This window comes from Delftia sp. WSY_12 (assembly GCF_043104645.1).
GTDB classification, from domain to species: Bacteria; Pseudomonadota; Gammaproteobacteria; order Burkholderiales; family Burkholderiaceae_C; genus Comamonas; species Comamonas tsuruhatensis.
In genome coordinates, this window is sequence record NZ_JBICKW010000012.1 from 16024 (window position 1) to 34924 (window position 18901).

19 protein-coding genes are annotated in these 18901 nt (G+C 64.8%); 14 read left to right on the forward strand and 5 right to left on the reverse strand.

The genetic code is table 11. The features are described from left to right. Positions 1 to 9: 9 nt before the first annotated feature. The 3 genes from ACF8LI_RS05605 to ACF8LI_RS05615 all read right to left on the reverse strand — a co-directional run bounded on the left by ACF8LI_RS05605 (position 10) and on the right by ACF8LI_RS05615 (position 4979). Complete coding sequence (locus ACF8LI_RS05605) at positions 10 to 894, reverse strand: 2OG-Fe(II) oxygenase (RefSeq protein WP_016447807.1); 885 nt, start codon at positions 892 to 894, stop codon at positions 10 to 12. Between the two features lie 78 nt (positions 895 to 972). Then, a complete protein-coding gene (gene yaaA / locus ACF8LI_RS05610; RefSeq protein WP_016447806.1) occupies positions 973 to 1758 on the reverse strand; it encodes a peroxide stress protein YaaA in 786 nt (261 codons plus the stop codon). 107 nt (positions 1759 to 1865) lie between these two features. Further along, positions 1866 to 4979, reverse strand: coding sequence for an Rne/Rng family ribonuclease (locus ACF8LI_RS05615; RefSeq protein WP_034363825.1), 3114 nt, complete (start codon positions 4977 to 4979; stop codon positions 1866 to 1868). A gap of 535 nt (positions 4980 to 5514) precedes the next feature. Between ACF8LI_RS05615 and ACF8LI_RS05620 the strand changes: the two genes are divergently transcribed. Genes ACF8LI_RS05620 through ACF8LI_RS05635 form a run of 4 tightly spaced genes read left to right on the forward strand, consistent with a single transcriptional unit; the run spans position 5515 to position 8753 of the window. Further along, positions 5515 to 6576 carry an RluA family pseudouridine synthase gene (locus ACF8LI_RS05620; protein ID WP_016447804.1) on the forward strand — a complete coding sequence of 354 codons (1062 nt, stop codon included), beginning with the start codon at positions 5515 to 5517 and terminating at the stop codon, positions 6574 to 6576. Between the two features lie 24 nt (positions 6577 to 6600). After that, entirely contained in the window at positions 6601 to 7287 is a 687-nt protein-coding gene (locus ACF8LI_RS05625; RefSeq protein WP_016451169.1) for an HAD family hydrolase, read from the forward strand. Between the two features lie 49 nt (positions 7288 to 7336). Beyond that, the gene (locus ACF8LI_RS05630) at positions 7337 to 7705 is read left to right on the forward strand and encodes a Rieske 2Fe-2S domain-containing protein (RefSeq protein WP_016451170.1); all 369 of its coding nucleotides are present in this window, start codon (positions 7337 to 7339) and stop codon (positions 7703 to 7705) included. A gap of 1 nt (position 7706) precedes the next feature. Further along, positions 7707 to 8753 carry a S49 family peptidase gene (locus tag ACF8LI_RS05635; RefSeq protein ID WP_016451171.1) on the forward strand — a complete coding sequence of 349 codons (1047 nt, stop codon included), beginning with the start codon at positions 7707 to 7709 and terminating at the stop codon, positions 8751 to 8753. Between the two features lie 81 nt (positions 8754 to 8834). Here ACF8LI_RS05635 and ACF8LI_RS05640 read toward each other — a convergent pair whose 3' ends face one another. Next, complete coding sequence (locus tag ACF8LI_RS05640; protein WP_046985932.1) at positions 8835 to 9626, reverse strand: SAM-dependent methyltransferase; 792 nt, start codon at positions 9624 to 9626, stop codon at positions 8835 to 8837. Further along, positions 9623 to 10243, reverse strand: coding sequence for a Maf family nucleotide pyrophosphatase (locus tag ACF8LI_RS05645; RefSeq protein ID WP_016447799.1), 621 nt, complete (start codon positions 10241 to 10243; stop codon positions 9623 to 9625). Before ACF8LI_RS05645 ends, ACF8LI_RS05640 begins: the two co-directional genes overlap by 4 nt. A 25-nt stretch (positions 10244 to 10268) precedes the next feature. On the opposite strand from ACF8LI_RS05645, the gene ACF8LI_RS05650 reads away from it, so the two are divergent. The 10 genes from ACF8LI_RS05650 to ACF8LI_RS05695 all read left to right on the forward strand — a co-directional run bounded on the left by ACF8LI_RS05650 (position 10269) and on the right by ACF8LI_RS05695 (position 18762). Continuing rightward, positions 10269 to 10826, forward strand: coding sequence for a DUF177 domain-containing protein (locus ACF8LI_RS05650; RefSeq protein WP_016447798.1), 558 nt, complete (start codon positions 10269 to 10271; stop codon positions 10824 to 10826). A 137-nt stretch (positions 10827 to 10963) separates the two neighbouring features. Then, positions 10964 to 11146: a 50S ribosomal protein L32 gene (rpmF, locus tag ACF8LI_RS05655; protein ID WP_012207072.1), complete on the forward strand. Its 183-nt coding sequence runs from the start codon at positions 10964 to 10966 to the stop codon at positions 11144 to 11146. A 113-nt stretch (positions 11147 to 11259) separates the two neighbouring features. Next, entirely contained in the window at positions 11260 to 12300 is a 1041-nt protein-coding gene (gene plsX, locus ACF8LI_RS05660; protein ID WP_016451174.1) for a phosphate acyltransferase PlsX, read from the forward strand. Between the two features lie 5 nt (positions 12301 to 12305). Beyond that, positions 12306 to 13283: a beta-ketoacyl-ACP synthase III gene (locus tag ACF8LI_RS05665; protein ID WP_392414760.1), complete on the forward strand. Its 978-nt coding sequence runs from the start codon at positions 12306 to 12308 to the stop codon at positions 13281 to 13283. A 57-nt stretch (positions 13284 to 13340) separates the two neighbouring features. After that, positions 13341 to 14285, forward strand: coding sequence for an ACP S-malonyltransferase (gene fabD, locus ACF8LI_RS05670; RefSeq protein ID WP_026062373.1), 945 nt, complete (start codon positions 13341 to 13343; stop codon positions 14283 to 14285). Beyond that, a complete protein-coding gene (fabG, locus tag ACF8LI_RS05675; RefSeq protein WP_016447794.1) occupies positions 14282 to 15028 on the forward strand; it encodes a 3-oxoacyl-ACP reductase FabG in 747 nt (248 codons plus the stop codon). The genes fabD and fabG overlap by 4 nt, the downstream gene beginning before the upstream one ends. 149 nt (positions 15029 to 15177) lie before the next feature. Further along, entirely contained in the window at positions 15178 to 15417 is a 240-nt protein-coding gene (gene acpP / locus ACF8LI_RS05680) for an acyl carrier protein (RefSeq protein WP_003058049.1), read from the forward strand. A gap of 39 nt (positions 15418 to 15456) precedes the next feature. After that, positions 15457 to 16701 (forward strand): beta-ketoacyl-ACP synthase II, encoded by a 1245-nt coding sequence (gene fabF / locus ACF8LI_RS05685; protein ID WP_392414759.1) that lies wholly within the window; start codon positions 15457 to 15459, stop codon positions 16699 to 16701. Between the two features lie 644 nt (positions 16702 to 17345). Next, positions 17346 to 17975, forward strand: a complete 630-nt coding sequence (gene rpoE, locus ACF8LI_RS05690; RefSeq protein ID WP_016447792.1) for an RNA polymerase sigma factor RpoE — start codon at positions 17346 to 17348, stop codon at positions 17973 to 17975. A 73-nt stretch (positions 17976 to 18048) separates the two neighbouring features. Further along, positions 18049 to 18762, forward strand: coding sequence for a sigma-E factor negative regulatory protein (locus ACF8LI_RS05695; RefSeq protein WP_016447791.1), 714 nt, complete (start codon positions 18049 to 18051; stop codon positions 18760 to 18762). Positions 18763 to 18901 lie beyond the last annotated feature (139 nt).

Below are 18901 nucleotides of genomic sequence, written 5' to 3' on the forward strand. Positions count from 1 at the left end.
CGATGGTGCTCAGTGGAATTCGCGTTCGCGCAGCCATTTGGTGGCGATCCATTTTTCGCCGGCCAGCACGGGCGCGCCGCCGTGCAGGGTGCGCGTGGAGGGGTCGGGGCGTTCGTAGCTGAAGAAGACGGCGTTGCCCCGGCGCGGAACCACTTGCAGTGGCACTTCGGGAAAGATGGTGGCGCCGCCGCGCTCGGGCTCGTTCAGGTAGATGACCAGGGTGCCCACGCGCTGGCCGCCGCGCTTGAGGATGGTAGGCGTGCCGGGTTCGCCGGGCGCGAAGTAGTCGTGGTGGGGCTTGTACTCGGCGCCCGGGCCGTAGTGCAGCACCTGCAGGCCTTCGCCGTGGTCCAGCGGCCAGCGCAGCAGGCGGGCGATGCGTTCTTCCAGCTGGCGGACGATGCCGGTTTCCCCGCGCTGGAAGAACATGCCGTTGCTGGTGCGGTCGTCATTGATCTCTTCACCGCCGCTTTGCGTGGCCACGGTGAGCGAGCGCGCCATGCGCGGACGCGCGGCGGCGATGATGGCGTCGCACTCCTCATGCGAGAGCAGGTTGCCGAAGACCACGATGCGCGGGTTGCGCATGCTGACCAGTACCTGGACCTTGCGGTCGCCGACATCGATGCTGGTGGGGTCCTGGGAGAGGTCCGGCTCGGGCAGCGAGGAGGCCGAGACGACGACGGCCGGTGGCGCCGCTTCGCCTTGGTGGGGCAGGTCCAACGCCCGCCGGGCCAGTTCTTCGCTCCAGCCCACGTCGCGCATGGAGCGCAGCAGGGCCGCAGGCCCTATGCCGGATGCGCGCTGGTCGCGTACCCATTGCATGAGTTCAGGCGTGAGACCCGCCGGCAGGTCCTGCGCGGTGCTCGGGGAATCTGGTGAGGATTTGAGGCTCATGGCGTGCAGTGCGGCCCTTGCCGCAGTGAATGGACTCCAAAGGCATCGAGGCCGGGGCCGGCCGGTGGCCGGCGAGGCTCAGTCAGCGGTCTTGCGGCGGAACACCAGGCGCGCAGGCGTCGAGGAAGCTGGCGCCAGTGCGTAGCCTTCCAGATCGAAGGCTTCGAGTTCAGCCGCGCTGCGAGCGCGTTGCTGTATGGCAAATCGTGCCATCAGCCCGCGCGCGCGTTTGGCATGGAAGCTGATGATCTTGTAGGCGCCGTTCTTGTAATCCTCGAACGCGCATTCCACCACCGGGGGCTTGAGGTGCTTCAAGTCTACCGATTTGAAGTATTCCTGCGAAGCCAGGTTGACGACGACGCGCTCGCCCGCCGGCTGCCGGGCCGCGCGCTGGTTCAGGTACTCGGCAATGCGGCTGCCCCAGAACTGGTAGAGGTTGCTGCCATGCGCGGTCTCCAGCCGGGTGCCCATTTCCAGGCGGTAGGGCTGCATGCGGTCCAGCGGACGCAGCACGCCGTACAGGCCGCTGAGGATGGCGATGTGCTGCTGCGCCCAGTCCAGGTCTTCGGCGTCCAGGCTGCGCGCCTGCAGGCCTTCATAGACATCACCGTTGAAGGCCAGCAGCGCCTGGCGGGCATTGGTGGCCGTGAAGCGAGGGCTGAAGGCCTCGTAGCGCGCCACGTTGAGCGCAGCCAGCTTGTCGCTGATGCCCATGAGTTCCGACAGTTGCTGCGGCGATTGGCGGCGCAGCACTTCGATCAGCTCCAGCGGCTGTTCGGAGAAGACGGGAAGCGTGTGTGGCAGCTTCGGCGGCAGCGGTGTGTCGTAGTCCAGCGATTTGGCGGGGGAGAGCAGCAACAGCATGGCGGGACGCAAGCTCCAGGATAGAGAGGGAGGAAAGACAGATGGACGGGGGTGGCGGCAGAAACAAACAGGGGCCGCGAGGGCCCCTGTGTCGTCACTGTCTGTGGTCAGACATGGGCCACGCCCTGCGGTTGCTGCTCGAATGGCAGCTGCAGGTCGCTCAGGTCCTTGCGTGTTTCCACGAGGATCAGAGGACCATCATCCAGCACGACCATGGGCGGGCGCTCGCGCACGACGCGCTCGGGCTGCGGTTCGGCCGCGATGGCTGCCTGCGCAGCGGCCACCTTGTCGGCATCGGAGCCCACCCATTGCAGGCCCGAGGCGGCGGCCAGCGCCTGCAGCTCGGACACGGGCAACTGGTAGGCCTGGACCTTGGGCAGGCCGCGTTCTGCGGTTGCCTCAGAGGCCTTGGCTGCAGCGGGCTCGGCTGCGGCAGAAGCAGCAGAAGCGGCAGGTGCAGCAGGTGCTGGCACGTCTGCCGTCACGGCAGGGGCCGCCACAGGGGCCGGTGCGACCGGCGCGAAGGCCGCGCTCTGCTGCTCGGGCACCGCGACGGGTTGCTGCACTTCCACAACTGCCGCAGGCTGTGCGGCCACTGTGGCTTCGGCCACGGCTTCGGGGGCCTGGACTTCGGCAGCAGAGTTGGCGGCGTTGAAGTAGCTGCGACGGGCTGGCTGCTGGTCCTGCTCGGGCACGGAGGCCTCGAAGGACTGCACGGCTTCGCCTTCGGCTTCACGCGGCGCGCGCTCTGCACGGTCACCGCGATCGCCACGCTCGCGGCGGTCACGGCCGTAGCGGTCGCGCGAACGACGCTGGCGCGGCTGCTCTTCGCCGGAGGCGGGAGCAGCGTTGTCCAGGGACTGGTCCTGCTGCTGGGCCTGGTTGTCCAGCTTTTCTTCGGACTCGGGCGCGACTTCGAACTGACGGGGCTGGCGCTCGCTGCGTTCACCGCGTTCGGCGCGATCTCCACGCTCGCCTCGTTCACCGCGCTCGCGGCGGCCTTCGCCGCGTTCCTGGCGGTCGCCACGCGGCGCGCGCTCGGGACGCTGCTCGAGGGTGCTGCCATCTGCCGCCAGGGCTGCGGAGGCGTTCACGGCCTCCAGCGGCTGGCGGTTTTCGCCGTCGCGGCTGCGCTCGCCACGGCCGCGGCGTTCGCCGCGGTCGGTGCGTTCACCGCGCTCGCCACGATCCGGGCGCTCACCACGTTCACCGCGTTCCGTGCGCTCGCCACGCTCGGCATTGCGGCGGTTGCGATCGCCACCGCCAGCCTGGCGCTCGGCGTTGGGGGCGCCTGCGCGCTCACCGCTGCGCTCGGTGCGTTCACCACCACGCTCGCCATTGCGTTCGTTGCGGCGGCCACGGCTGTCGTTGCGGCCGTCACGGCGACCTTCGCGTGCGGGGGCTTCGGCAGCCGGCACGGGCGCTGCGACCGGCGCAGGTGCCGCGCCAAAGCCGAACAGGCTCTTGAGCCAGGCAAAGAAGCCTTGTTCGCGGACCACGACGGGGGCGGCGGCCGGTGCGGGCGCTGCCGCCGTGGCTGCAGGCTTGGCGTCGCGCTGCTGGCCGTTGGCCGGGCGGTTGCGGCTGCCTTCGGGACGGGGCTCGGCAATGGGAGCCGGCATGTCCGGCAGCACACCCTTGATCATGGGTGTCTGCTTGTTGGTGGGCTCCTGCGAGCGGCGTGTCACCGTGGTTTCGGTGTCCAGCTCTTCGGCCAGCTTGTAGCTGGCTTCCATGCTTTCCAGGCGCGCATCGTCGTGCTTGAGGCGCTCGAGCTTGTAGTGCGGCGTGTCCATGGACTTGTTGGGGACCATGATCACGTTGACGCGCTGCTTGAGTTCGATCTTGGTGATCTCGCCGCGCTTTTCGTTGAGCAGGAAGCTAGCCACTTCCACGGGCACCTGGCAGTGCACGGCGGCCGTGTTGTCCTTCATGGACTCTTCCTGGATGATGCGCAGGATCTGCAGCGCAGAGCTTTCCGTATCGCGGATATGACCGGAGCCGCCGCAGCGCGGGCAGTTGATGTGCGCGCCTTCGGACAGGGCGGGCTTGAGGCGCTGGCGGCTCATTTCCATGAGGCCAAACTTGCTGATGGTGCCGAACTGCACGCGCGCACGGTCCTGGCGCAGCGCGTCGCGCAGGCGATTCTCGACTTCGCGGCGGTTCTTGCTCTCCTCCATGTCGATGAAGTCGATGACGATCAGGCCGCCCAGGTCGCGCAGGCGCATCTGGCGCGCGACTTCGTCGGCGGCTTCCAGATTGGTGCGGGTGGCGGTTTCCTCGATGTCGCCGCCCTTGATGGCGCGGGCCGAGTTCACGTCGATGGAGACCAGGGCCTCGGTGTGATCGATGACGATGGCGCCGCCCGAGGGCAGGGTCACGGTGCGCGCGTAGGCCGATTCGATCTGGTGCTCGATCTGGAAACGGCTGAACAGGGGGGCATCGTCGCGGTAGCGTTTGACGCGGGCGGCATGCTCGGGCATGACGTGCTGCATGAACTGCTGCGCCTGCTCGTAGATGTCGTCGGTGTCGATGAGGATGTCGCCGATGTCGCCGTTGAAGTAGTCGCGGATGGCGCGGATCACCAGGCTCGATTCCTGGTAGATCAGGAAGGCGCCCTTGGCCGACTTGGCTGCGCCGTCGATGGCGTTCCACAGCTTGAGCAGGTAGTTCAGGTCCCACTGCAGCTCGGGCGCGGTGCGGCCGATGCCGGCGGTGCGCGCAATGATGGACATGCCCTTGGGGTACTCGAGCTGGTCCATCGCCTCCTTGAGTTCGGCACGGTCCTCGCCCTCGATGCGGCGCGAGACGCCACCGCCGCGCGGGTTGTTGGGCATCAGCACCACATAGCGGCCGGCCAGCGAGATGAAGGTGGTCAGGGCCGCGCCCTTGTTGCCGCGCTCTTCCTTCTCGACCTGGACGATCAGTTCCTGGCCTTCACGGATGACTTCGTTGATGCGGGCCTGGCTGGGGGAGACGCCTTCGGCGAAATACTGCTTGGAGATTTCCTTGAAGGGCAGGAAGCCGTGGCGGTCCTCGCCGTAGTCGACGAAGCAGGCCTCAAGGCTGGGCTCCACGCGCGTGACCACGGCCTTGTAGATGTTGCCCTTGCGCTGCTCGCGTCCTTCGATCTCGATCTCGTAGTCGAGGAGCTTTTGTCCATCGACGATGGCAAGGCGCCGCTCTTCCGACTGCGTGGCGTTGATGAGCATCCGTTTCATGATGCGTTTCCTTTATTCGTTTTCTCTGGGGCGCGCCGGGGTGCAGCCTCTGCTGCCAGACCGTCACGCCTTTGACTTGTAATCAAAGACAGGCTCGCGAGGGAGCCGAGATGCCGGACTGACGCATTGAAACGAAAGGAATCGCCGAATGCCTTGCTTCTTGAGACCTGGCTCAAGTCAGCAATGGGGGCAAGGGCAGGGGGACGAGAGCGATGAGAGAGGCACGCCGTCCAGCTTCAAGCGAAGCTGCTGCACGTGCAGGGCAGGCGGGAGGCTTGGGGGCGGCAATGATCCTGGGCGCAGGCGTTTTCCTGCTCCACAGCGTGACCATCCATGCCCAAAAGATCCACATGCTCGCTTTTGATCCGCTGGCAGCGGCGGACGCCGGGTCCGACCCCTTCTGCCAGCTTGAGATTCCGTATCAGTGTTTCAATTCGTCAGCCACAACCGATGCAACGACGAACTTCGCAGGCCATCTTTTCCTGCTGTTTCGCGTGCATGACACCGGATGGCATCGACCTGCCTGTGCGGGGAAATGGTTGTTTGGACTAAACTCCATGAGAATCAACCACTTATAAATAGTTCGGCACAGGTGAAACACATTATAGAGGGCAAACCGGCAGACGACCGTTCCCTGAACGCAGCCACTGCCGCAGTGCGGCTGATCGAAGTCGATGACGATTCGGCCGGACAGCGGTTGGACAACTTTCTCATACGCCATCTCAAGGGCGTTCCCAAAACCCATGTCTATCGCATCATCCGCAGTGGAGAAGTGCGCATCAACAAGGGGCGCGTCAGTGCGGAAACCCGCGTCTCGACCGGCGATGTCGTTCGCGTGCCGCCCGTGCGCATTTCCGAAAAAGTCGCCGAAAAGGCCGAGCGGCCTGCGCCCGCCAGGGATTTCCCCAGTCTGCTGGAAGACGAGCATCTGATTGCCATCGACAAGCCTGCCGGTGTGGCCGTGCACGGGGGCTCGGGCGTGAGTTTTGGCGTCATCGAGCAATTGCGCCAGGCGCGGCCGCAAAGCCGCTTTCTGGAGTTGGTGCATCGGCTCGACCGCGAGACATCCGGCATCTTGCTGGTGGCCAAGAAGCGCTCGGCGCTGACGCATCTGCAGGACCAGTTCCGCGAGCGCGAAACCGGCAAGACCTATCTGGCGCTGGTCCAGGGCACCTGGCCTGCCAACCGCAAGGTGATTGATCTGCCGCTGCACAAATACCTGCAGGCCGACGGCGAGCGCCGCGTGCGGGTGACCACGGCCGATGATCCTGACGGCATGCGCTCCGTCACGCTGGTGCGCGTTCGCAGCACGCTGGCGCCCCAGCCCCTGCTGGGTCTGCCGGCCATGAGCCTGCTGGAGGTGACCATCAAGACCGGGCGCACGCACCAGATCCGCGTGCACCTGTCCAGCCAGGGGCACCCGATTGCGGGGGATGACAAGTACGGGGATTTCGACCTGAACCGCCGGTTGCAGAAACAGGGGCTCAAACGCATGTTCCTGCACGCATGGCGGCTACAGTTCACACACCCGTCCAGTGGTGAGCGGGTGGAATTGCGCGCCGAGCTTCCCGAGGAGCTGGCCCGTTTCGCCGGCTGACGCCGGATTTGACTCCTTGCAGACATGACAACTCCTGGTTCTTCCGAGATATACCGTGCGCGCCGCTTCGACCTCATTGCCTTCGACTGGGATGGGACGCTGTCGGATTCCACCGCGGTGATCGTCAAGTGCATTCAGGCGGCCGTGGCCGATGTGGGAGGCACGCCCCCCAGCAATGAGGCGGCCTCCTATGTGATCGGCATGGCGCTGATGCCGGCATTGGCGCGTGCGGCGCCCGATGTGTCGCCCGAGAAATACCCGGAGCTGGGCAACCGCTATCGCCACCATTTCATCAAGCACCAGGACGACATCAGCCTGTTCGCCGGCGTGCTGCCCATGCTGGCGGCGCTGCGCGAGCGCGGCCACCTGCTGGCCGTGGCCACGGGCAAGAGCCGGCGCGGTCTGAACGATGCGCTGCAGGACCCGCAACTGCGCGGCATGTTCGACAGCTCGCGCACGGCGGACGAAACCGCCGGCAAGCCCAACCCGCTGATGCTGCAGGAGCTGATGGCCGAATTCGGCGTGGAGCCTGGCCGCGTGCTGATGATCGGCGACACCACGCACGACCTGGAACTGGCCCGCAATGCTGGCTGTGCCAGCGTGGGCGTGGGCTATGGCGCGCATCCCACCGACGGCTTTGGCGTGCTGCAGCCGTTGCATGTGGCGCAGAGTGTTGCGGATTTGCATCAGTGGCTGCTGGCCCATGGTTGAGTCGTCATGCCCGCGTCAGCGCGGGAATCCATGCTTGTGAGGTGCGCTGGTGACCGTTGATCGCATCGTTTTGTGTGCCAGCGAGGCCTTGCAGGAAGGTGCGAATGCCGTGCCTTTCGACGTGGTCTACGCGGGGCATGCCTGTCGCGCATTCGCCATCCGCTTCGAGGGACAGGCGCATGCCTATCTGAACCGCTGCACGCACGTGGCCATGGAGATGGACTACCAGCCAGACCGCTTTTTCGATGATTCCGGGCGTTGGTTGCTGTGCGCAACCCATGGTGCGGTCTATGCGCCGGACAGCGGCGCCTGCGCTGGCGGCCCCTGCCGTGGCGGCCTGGTGAAAATCTCCCTGAGCGAAAGCGCGGGGGTGGTGCACTGGCATACTGCCGATAACCTGAAACCCGTCGAGTTCTGACATGACTTCCCCCATACCCCCGGAAAATCCTGGCTCCGCATCGCACCCTTCCCCGGGTGCGGACCTGTGGGCCCGGGCCACGCCCGCCGCGGCGGCTGCCGATGCGCGAACGGCGGCATCGAGCGGCTGGGAGCGGGACGTGCTGGAAAAGCTGGTCTTCGCCACCATCAACGAGCAGCGCGCCTCGCGCCGCTGGCGCCTCTTCGGCCGCCTGCTGTGGACGGCACTCATCCTGGTGGTCCTGTGGGTGCTGTTTGCCAAGGACACGGCGACCACGACCAGCTCCTCTCCGCATACCGCAGTGGTCGAGGTCAAGGGCGAGATCGCTGCAGGCGCCGACGCCAGCGCGGAATTCGTGGTGGCCGCCATGCGCAGCGCCTTCGAGGACTCGGGCTCGCGTGCCGTCGTGCTGCTGATCAACTCGCCAGGCGGCAGCCCGGTGCAGGCCGGCATCATCAATGACGAAATCGTGCGGCTCAAGGGCAAGTACGACAAGCCCCTGTATGCCGTGGTGGAGGAAACCTGCGCTTCGGCTGCTTATTACATTGCTGCGGCGGCCGACGAGATCTTTGTCGACAAGGCCAGCATCGTGGGCAGCATCGGCGTGCTCATGGATGGCTTCGGCTTCACGGGCGCCATGGAAAAGCTGGGCGTGGAGCGCCGCCTGCTGACGGCTGGCGAGAACAAGGGCTTCCTGGACCCGTTCAGTCCCATGTCCGAAGCACAGCGCGCCCATGCCCATCAGATGCTGGGCCAGATCCACTCGCAGTTCATCAATGTGGTCAAGGCCGGCCGTGGCGATCGCCTGCACGAGACGCCCGAGACGTTCAGCGGCCTGTTCTGGACGGGTCAGCAGGCCGTGGAGATGGGCCTGGCCGACAAGCTGGGCAGTCTTGACTATGTGGCCCGTGAAGTGGTCAAGGCGGAAGAGGTGGTGGATTACACGCGCCGCGACAACGTGGCCGAGCGCCTGGCCAAGCGTTTTGGCGCGGCCTTCGGTGGAGGTGCCGTTCAGGCGCTGCGCTCCAGCCTTCCGTCTCTGCGCTGATTTCCCTGGCGTCGGCCAAGATGCAAAAAGCCCGCCTTCTTGTGGAAGGCGGGCTTTTTTTGCTCATCGAGGAAGACAGTCTCAGCGACCGATGGAAAACACCACCGGCGTGCGGTTGTCCGGCACTTCCTTGTGCTGGCGCCATTCGCGCACCAGACGGCTTTCGATGCGGGCGCTCTCCAGTGTCAGGCCGCAGGCCAGCGCCAGGCGCGTATGGGGTTGCAGCGTCTGCAGCAGGGCCTGCCACAGCGCGGCGTTGCGGTAGGGCGTCTCTATGAACTGCTGGGTCTGGCCTTGGCGCAATGCCAGGGTTTCAAGCTCCTTGATGCGCTGAACCCGCCCGCCAGCGTCCTGCGGCAGGTACCCCACAAAAGCATAGTTCTGTCCGTTGAGTCCGCTGGCGGCCAGGGCCAGCAGCAACGACACCGGACCGATCAGGGGCACGACCCGTATGCCCAGATCATGCGCGGCGCGCACGATGGAGCTGCCGGGGTCGGCCACGGCGGGCATTCCGGCCTCGCTGACCAGTCCCATGTCGTGGCCCAGCAGCAAGGGGGCGAGCAGTGGCTTGGCATCGAAGACCGCTGCGCCCTTGTCGCCGTGGTCGCCCTTCTTGTGGGCCTCGCGCGGCAGTTCTGTGATCTGCTGGGCTTGCAAGGGTTGGGCCAGGGCGTGCAGTGCGTCAATGCGCTTCAGGTAGGCGCGCGTGCTTTTGGCGTTTTCGCAGATCCAGTGGGTCAGGCGTGCAGCGGTGCGCAGTGTTCCATCGGGCAGGACCTGCGTCAGCGGCATTTGCTCGTCGCAGCCGAAGTCCAGCGGCGCGGGCACCAGATAGAGCGTTCCTTTGGTGGGTTGGGTTGCAGCATCGTTCATGGCAGCACGGCTCCTGCGGCGCGCAGCAGCTGGCAGGTGCGGATCAGCGGCAGGCCGATCAGCGCCGTGGGGTCGTCGCTGACGATGGCATCCAGCAGCGCGATGCCCAGTCCTTCGCTCTTGGCGCTGCCTGCGCAGTCATAGGGCTGTTCGGCGCGCAGGTAGCGTTCGATCTCCGCGTCGTTGAGATCACGAAACCGGACCTGGACGGTGACCACATCGGTCTCGGCAAAGCCGCTTTCCCGGCAGACCACGCTCACGGCGGTGTGGAAATTCATCTGGCGCCCGCTCATCTGGCGCAGTTGTTCGGTGGCGCGCTCGTGGGTGCCGGGCTTGGACAGCGGCATGCCATCCAGTTCGGGTACCTGGTCGGAGCCGATGACGACGGCGCCCGGGTGCAGCGCCGCCACGGCCTGTGCCTTGGCCAGGGCCAGTCGCAACGAAAGTGCATGCGGTGTTTCGCCGGTCAGCGGTGTCTCATCGACTTCCGGGGACACGGTCTGGAATGGTAGTTGCAGCCGCTCCAGAAGTTCGCGGCGGTAGCGTGAGGTGGAGCCAAGGATCAGGGGGCGTGCCAGGCCGGGAGCCTGGGCTAAGGCGAGGTGGGAAGCTTGCATGCCCGGATTCTCTTACACTGCCCGCATGAGCAAGGAATTTTCTGCGGTCCGTCTCGATGTTCGCGCTTTTGCGCAATCGGCGGGCCATCTCCAGGGTCAGTCGGCGCTTTCGGCCTTTCCTCGTCTGGCCGAGGATGCGCAGCCGGATGCCGCTGATGGGCACGGCGAGGTGCACTGGCAGGCTGACGGCGAACTGGTCGAGCAAACCGGCGGTTCGGGCCAGGTCTGGCTGCATCTGCAGGCCGATGCTGTCGTTCCGATGGTGTGCCAACGCTGCCTCACTGTGGCACCCATCTCCCTCCAGGTCGATAGGTCTTTCCGCTTTGTTGCGGATGAGACCACGGCCGAGTCCGAGGATGACGAGAGCGACGAGGACCTGCTGGTGCTCAGCCGCGAATTCAACCTGCTTGAACTCATAGAGGATGAGCTGCTCATGGAGTTGCCCGTGGTGCCACGCCACGACAGCTGCCCCGAGCCGGTGAGCATGCAGTCCAGCGACGCAGACTTCGAGCAGGCCAGCGAGGACAAGCCCAATCCATTTGCCGTGCTGCGCGGGCTGGATGTGGGCAAGTCAGCCGACTGATTGCGATGTCCGGAAAAAAGGCCGAGGCCGGGAAAAGCGATTGCGCTATAATCAAGGGCTTCGCGCGAAACCCCCTCGTGTCTTTAATGGGCTGATCGCGTTTTTTACCAACCCTTTTCAGATACACAGGAGCCATCATGGCTGTTCAGCAGAACAAGAAGTCCCCCTCCAAGCGCGGTATGCACCGTTCGCACAACGCACTGAATGTGCCTGGCATTGCCGTGGAACCCACCACCGGTGAAACCCATCTGCGTCACCACATCAGCCCCAACGGCGTGTACCGCGGCCGTCAAGTGCTGAAGAACAAGTCCGAAGCCTGATCTTCGACCGTTCCCGCAGGGCCCGCGGCTACAGTTTTCGTAGCGCGGGCTTTTGTTTTTTCTGATGGTTGCTCCTATCTTTCCAGGCCTTGCAACAGGCTTGCCAGTCGCACATGATCACTTTGGCCGTTGACTGCATGGGGGGTGATCACGGCCCCCGCGTCACGCTTGCGGCGTGCCGCCAGTTCCTCGATTCCCACCCCGATGCCCGGCTGCTGCTGGTCGGCCAGCCCGATGCGCTGGCTGGCTTTGCGCATGAGCGCGCCAGTGTGGTGCCGGCCTCGGAAGTGGTCGGCATGGATGATCCGATCGAGATGGCGCTGCGCAGGAAGAAGGATTCCTCCATGCGCATCGCCATCCAGCAAGTCAAGGATGGCGCGGCTGCCGCTGCTGTGTCGGCTGGAAACACGGGTGCGCTGATGGCCATCTCGCGCTACCTGCTCAAGACGCTCGATGGCATTGATCGCCCTGCCATCGCGCCCCAGTTGCCCAATGCCAAGGGCGAGGCCACCACGGTGCTGGACCTGGGTGCCAATGTGGACTGCTCGGCCGAGCATCTGCTGCAGTTCGCCGTCATGGGCTCGGCCCTGGTGTCTGCCCTGAACAACGAAGAGGCGCCCTCGGTGGGTCTGCTCAACATTGGCGAGGAGCAGATCAAGGGCAGCGAGGTCATCAAGCGCGCTGGCGAACTGCTGCGCGCGGCTGGCAAGGCCGGTCATCTGAATTTCTACGGCAACGTCGAAGGCAACGACATCTTCAAGGGCACGACCCAGGTCGTGGTCTGTGATGGCTTTGTGGGCAACGTGGCTCTCAAGTCTTCCGAGGGCGTGGCGTCCATGATCTCCAATGCCCTCAAGCAGGAGTTCAAGCGCAACATCTTCACCAAAATGGCGGCCATCGTTGCCTATCCGGTGCTAACTGCTTTGATGAGGCGCGTAGATCATCGCCGCTACAACGGCGCGGCGCTGCTGGGCCTTCGCGGGCTGGTCTTCAAAAGCCATGGATCGGCCGATGCCTTGGCTTTCGAGCACGCGCTGAAGCGCGCGTATGATGCGGCCCGCAACAACCTGCTCGACCGTGTCCGTACCCGTATCTCCGCAGCCCTGCCTCTGTTGCTGGCTGCGCAGTCGGAATCGGGACCGTCGGCGCCCTAATACAGATGAGACGCTACGCACGCATCACCGGCACGGGCAGTTACCTGCCACCCCGCCGACTCACCAATCACGATCTGGCAGCCGAACTGGCCCAGCGCGGAATCGAGACCTCGGACGAGTGGATCGTCGAGCGCACCGGCATCCATGCCCGACACTTTGCCGCGCCAGAAGTGGCCAGCAGCGATCTGGCCTTGGAGGCATCGAAGAAGGCGCTGGAAGCCGCCGACTGCCAGCCGCAGGATATCGATCTGATCATCGTCGCCACATCGACGCCGGACATGGTCTTCCCGTCCACGGCATGCATCCTGCAAAACAAGCTCGGCGCCAATGGCTGTGCAGCCTTTGATGTGCAAGCCGTATGCAGCGGCTTTGTCTACGCCCTCACCGTGGCCGACGCCATGATCCAGTCCGGCGCTGCGAGCCGCGCGCTGGTGGTGGGCTCCGAAGTATTCAGCCGCATCCTGGACTTCAACGACCGGACGACCTGCGTGCTGTTCGGTGACGGTGCCGGAGCCGTGGTGCTGGAGGCGTCCGAGCAGCCAGGCATCCTGGCTTCCGACCTGCATGCCGACGGCAAGCATGTCGGCATCCTGTGCGTGCCAGGCAATGTCTCCGGTGGCCAGATCCTCGGTGATCCGCTGCTGAAGATGGATGGGCAGGCCGTGTTCAAGCTGGCGGTCGGCGTGCTGGAGAAGGCCGCTCGCGCCACGCTGGACAAGGCAGGGCTCACCGATGCCGACATCGACTGGCTGATCCCCCATCAGGCCAACATCCGCATCATGCAAAGCACGGCGCGCAAGCTCAAGCTGTCCATGGACAAGGTGGTGGTGACGGTGGACCAGCATGGCAACACGTCGGCTGCCTCGATCCCCCTGGCGCTGGACCACGGCGTGCGCAGTGGCCAGGTCAAGCCCGGTCAGACCGTGCTGCTGGAAGGTGTTGGCGGCGGCTTCACCTGGGGCGCGGTACTTCTCAAGATGTGATGCGGGATGCCTGCCTGAGGGCAGGCGCCCATGGCGCGGCCTTTATTTTTGAAAATCATGAAGAAGTTTGCATTCGTTTTTCCTGGTCAGGGTTCGCAATCGGTAGGCATGCTCGACGGATGGGGTGACCATCCCGTCGTGGCCCAGACCTTGGTCGAAGCCTCCGATGCCCTCGGCGAAAACATCGGCCAGCTGATCCAGCAGGGGCCGAAGGAAGCTCTGGCGCTCACCACCAATACCCAGCCCGTGATGCTGGTGGCCGGTGTGGCTGCCTGGCGCGTCTGGCAGGCCGAAGGCGGCGCGCTGCCCGACGTTGTGGCGGGCCACTCGCTGGGTGAGTACTCGGCCCTGGTCGCGTCAGGTGTGCTGACCCTGGCCCAGGCTGCGCCGCTGGTGCGGCTGCGCGCGGCTGCCATGCAGGAGGCCGTTCCCGTGGGAACCGGTGCCATGGCTGCCATCCTGGGGCTGGATGCCGACAAGGTGCGCGCAGGCTGCGCAGAAGTCACGGCGGCATTGGGTGGTGCGGAAGTCGTAGAGGCCGTGAATTTCAACGACCCCTCGCAGACCGTGATTGCCGGCAGCAAGGCGGCTGTCGAGAAGGCCTGCGAGGCCCTCAAGGCCGCAGGCGCCAAGCGCGCGCTGCCGCTGCCGGTGTCGGCGCCTTTCCATTCCAGCCTGATGAAGCCTGCGGCCGAAAAGCTCAAGGCGGCGCTGGCTGCCACCGTGCTGGCTGCACCGCGCATCCCAGTGCTCAACAACATCGACGTGACTGTGCAGCAGGACGCCGACGCCATTCGCGATGCGCTGTATCGCCAGGCCTTCGGCCCGGTGCGCTGGGTGGAATGCGTTCAGGCCATGAAGGCTCGCGGCGTCGTCCACCTCGTCGAGTGCGGTCCCGGCAAGGTGCTGATGGGCCTGACCAAGCGGATTGACGCGGACCTGACGGCCGCTGCCCTCTATGACCCGGCCACGCTGGCCGACGTGAAAGAATCCCTCGCATGACTGACAACCAGAACAAGCCCCAGGTTGCCCTGGTGACGGGTGCCTCGCGCGGCATCGGTGCCGCCATTGCCCAGGAGCTGGCAGCGCGCGGCTACCGCGTGATCGGCACGGCCACCACCGATGGTGGTGCCGAGAAGATCAGCCAGGCCCTGTCGGCCCATGAGGGCTGCCGTGGCGTGAACCTCAATGTCACGGACGTGACCGCCGTCGATGCCCTGATCGACAGCATCGTCAAGAATGACGGTGGCCTGCATGTGCTGGTCAACAATGCCGGCATCACGCGCGACACCCTGGCCATGCGCATGAAGGACGATGACTGGGATGCGGTGATCGACACCAATCTCAAGGCGGTTTTCCGAGTCAGCCGTACGGCCATTCGGCCCATGATGAAGCAGCGCTTCGGACGCATCATCAACATCACCAGCGTCGTTGGTGCCTCCGGAAACCCCGGTCAAGCCAACTATGCAGCTGCCAAGGCCGGCGTTGCCGGCATGACGCGTGCGCTGGCCCGTGAACTGGGCAGCCGCGGCATCACGGTCAATTGCGTGGCTCCGGGCTTCATCGCCACCGACATGACGGCGGAGCTGCCTGAAGAGCAGAAAAATGCCCTGAAATCGCAGATCGCCATGGGTGATCTGGGCCAGCCCAGCGACATCGCCCATGCCGTGGCCTATCTCGCATCGGCGGGCGCAGGCTACGTCACCGGCCAGGAATTGCACGTCAACGGCGGCATGTACATGTAAGCGCTGCGGCGGCTGCGGGCAGATCCCTGCCAGAAGCCGCCGTTGCTTGCAACCGAAGAGGCCGTTTCCTCGCGACGGCCGGCTGAAGAGGGCGTAAGGTCCGAAACGGCTAGAATCGCGGGTTCATTCACAACCCCCAGAGGGAAACCATGAGCGATATCGAAGCACGTGTCAAAAAAATCATTGCCGAACAACTCGGCGTTGAAGAGTCTCAAGTCACCAACGAAAAGGCCTTCGTGGCTGATCTGGGTGCTGACTCCCTGGACACGGTGGAGCTGGTGATGGCCCTGGAAGATGAATTCGGCATCGAGATCCCCGACGAAGACGCGGAAAAGATCACGACGGTGCAAAACGCCATCGACTACGCCAACACCCACCAGAAGGCCTGACAGGGCCCTGACCCGAGCGATCAGCAGAAGGTTTTACGCATGAGCCGTCGTCGCGTTGTCGTGACCGGCCTGGGTTGCATCTCCCCCGTGGGTAACACGGTGGGCGACGCCTGGGCCAATCTTTTGGCCGGCCAGTCCGGCATTGACCTCATCACCAAGTTCGATGCCTCGAACTTTGCCTGCAAGATTGCGGGCGAGGTCAAGGGATTCGATGTGGAGTCGTACATGAGCGCCAAGGATGCGCGCTCCATGGACACCTTCATCCATTACGGCATCGCTGCTGCGGCGCAAGCCGTGCAGGACTCAGGTCTGCCCACGGGCGAGGCCTTGTCGGATGATCTGGCTACGCGCATCGGCTGTGTGATCGGTTCGGGCATCGGCGGCTTGCCGCTGATCGAGAACACCCACGCAGAACTGGCTGCGCGCGGACCGCGCCGCATCACGCCGTTCTTCGTGCCTGCCTCCATCATCAACATGGTGGCTGGCCATGTGTCCATGCGGTTTGGCTTCAAGGGGCCGAATCTCGCCGTGGTGACTGCCTGCACGACCGGGCTGCACTGCATAGGCGAAGCAGGACGCATGATCGAATACGGCGATGCCGATGTGGTGGTGGCTGGCGGCACGGAAGCCACGGTCTCCCCGCTGGGCGTCGGCGGCTTTGCCGCCATGCGCGCACTGTCCACGCGCAATGATGATCCCAAGGCCGCCTCGCGTCCCTGGGACAAGGACCGCGACGGCTTTGTGCTGGGCGAAGGTGCAGGCGTGCTGGTGCTGGAAGAGTACGAGCATGCCAAGGCCCGCGGTGCCAAGTTCTATGCTGAACTGTGCGGCTACGGCATGAGTGCCGATGCCGGCCACATGACGGCGCCCAACATGGACGGCCCGCGCCGCGCCATGCTGTCAGCTCTGCGCAACGCCGGCATCAACGCCGACCAGATCGATTATCTGAATGCGCACGGCACATCCACGCCGCTAGGCGACCTCAACGAGACCAATGCCATCAAGGCGGCTCTGGGCGATCACGCCAAGAAAATCGTTGTCAGCTCGACCAAGTCCATGACCGGTCACCTGCTGGGTGGCGCTGGCGGCATCGAGAGCGTCTTCACCGTGCTGGCACTGCACGAGCAGAAGATTCCCCCGACCATCAATCTGGACAACCAGGATCCCGAGTGCGATCTCGACTACTGCGCCAACACGGCACGGGATGCGAAGATCGAAGTGGCAGTGAAAAACAACTTCGGGTTCGGCGGCACCAACGGAACGCTGGTGTTCAAGCGAATCTGAGGCCTGCACGCCTCACCATGAAAAGCCCGCCCCGCAAGGGAGCGGGCTTTTTTATTTCTCCCATGGGTCAGGGCGCGTCCGGCAGGGGTGGGATGCATGTCAGACATGCTGCGGTTTTGCGACACTGCAGGCATGACGTCACGCCATGCCCCGCCCGCAGTCCGCCATCCGCTGAATCCACCACGGGGGTCGGTCGCATGCCTGTGCGCGCTTTGGCTGCTGGCGGCCATGCTTTTGCTGGCGTGGGCGCTTGATCTACAGTCCGGATGGGGGCCTGCCGTCGTGGCTGTCACGGGCTCTCTGGTTGCAGCTGCAGGCATGTGGCATGGATGGCGCGCCCTGGGCAGAGGCTTTGTTGCATGGGATGGCGCGCAGTGGTGGCTTGGTGAGGCAGCCGCTGCCCACGATGCGCAGCCGGTGCTGCTGCAGGTGCGCGCTGACGGTGGTCAATGGCTATGGGCGCAGGCCAGACCCGTTACGACGGGGTCTTTGCGCTGGCGAAGCTCCCGCTGGCTGCTGCTGTCTTACAGGCAGAGTCCTGAAACCTGGGGTGATTTGCGGCGTGCTGTATATTTCCCGCCCAGACCTACAGAACGCGCGCAGTGACTGCGCCAGGGCCGCCACGGCCCGTCTTCACCGATTTCATGACGCCTCCCGAATTCCCGCCTTCTTCTGCCGACAGCGACCTGGCTCTGGTCGAGCGCACCAACGCAGGAGACATGCGGGCCTTCGAGCTGCTGGTCATCAAGTACCAACGCCGCATCGAGCGCCTCATTGGCCGCATGGTGCGCGACGTGGACCTGGTGCCTGACATTGCGCAGGAAACCTTCATCCGGGCCTATCGGGCGCTGCACCAGTTCCGGGGTGATGCCCAGTTCTACACCTGGCTGTATCGCATCGCCGTGAATACCGCCAAGAAGGCGCTGCTGGACATGAAGCGCTCGCCGCTGATCACCGAAAGCGCGTTACACAACGGGGATGACGATGATGAAACTTCCCGGCTCAGCCAGGAACTAACCACCGAAGAAACACCCGAAACGATCCTGGCGGCCCAGGAAATTGCCCAGGCAGTCAACGCCGCCATGGAGGCCTTGCCCGAAGATCTCCGTCAAGCCGTCACGTTGCGGGAAATCGAAGGCCTGAGCTACGAGGAAATCTCGAACGCCATGGGTTGTCCCATAGGCACCGTGCGTTCACGCATCTTCCGTGCACGCGAAGCGATTTCAGCGAGAGTCAAGCCTTTGCTGGAGCGCCAGTCTGGCAAGCGGTGGTAGCAACGGGTGATGGCCATCGGGTGGCGCATTTTTTGGGTACAGGGTCTCAGAGCAGACAGGCAGGTGATTGATCATGAATGACGATCTGACGAAGCGCGAACAATTGTCGGCATTGGCTGATGGCGAACTCTCTGCCGCGGAGCTGCAGGCCGCGCTGGCCTATGCGCAAAGCGATGCAGGCCAGCAGGAATGGCGCATGTACCACCTGGTGGGCGATGTGCTGCGCTCCCCTGAGCTGGCGCACCACAGCCGGCACGATCTGCTTTCCGGAATCCGCTCCCAGTTGGCCAATGAGCCGCGCCGCCCCCTGGTTCCCGTCGCCGCAGACGAGCTGGAGCAGGTCGCGCGCCCGGCGCACGGCAGGGCCGTCGTCAATGGCGCGCCGCTGCACGATGCAGCCAATGCGTCGGTATTCCGCTGGAAGATGGCTGCGGGTTTTGCTTCCGTGGCGGCCGTGGCTGCCATTGGCTGGAGCGTGATGCTCGGCGCGCCTGCAGGCCCCGGCGCGGCGCCGGGCCGGGCATTGGCCGCCCTTGAAACGGGGGCGCCTGCAGCGGCTGCTGTCGCTGGAAATGCCCAGGACTTCCCTCTCGGAGATACGGCCCAATCCTCTTCGGTGGTGGCTGTGGCAGGCCCTTACGGCCAAAGCGTCATGCTGCGTGATCCGCGCCTGGATGCGCTGCTGGCCTCCCATCCGCAATACAGTGGTCCGGCCACGTTGCAGATGCCGGCCAGCTTCCTGCGCAATGCCAACTTCGCCTCGGCACCGCGCGCGAACCAGCGCTGAATCCCGCAGGAGAGCATGACTCTCCTACCTTCTTTTGCACCCGCGTCCAGCCGTTCGGCATTGAAATGGACGCGGGTGCAGTCATTTGTGGCCCATGCACGGCGGTTCGCGCCGCATGCATGCTGCCGATTCGGGAACT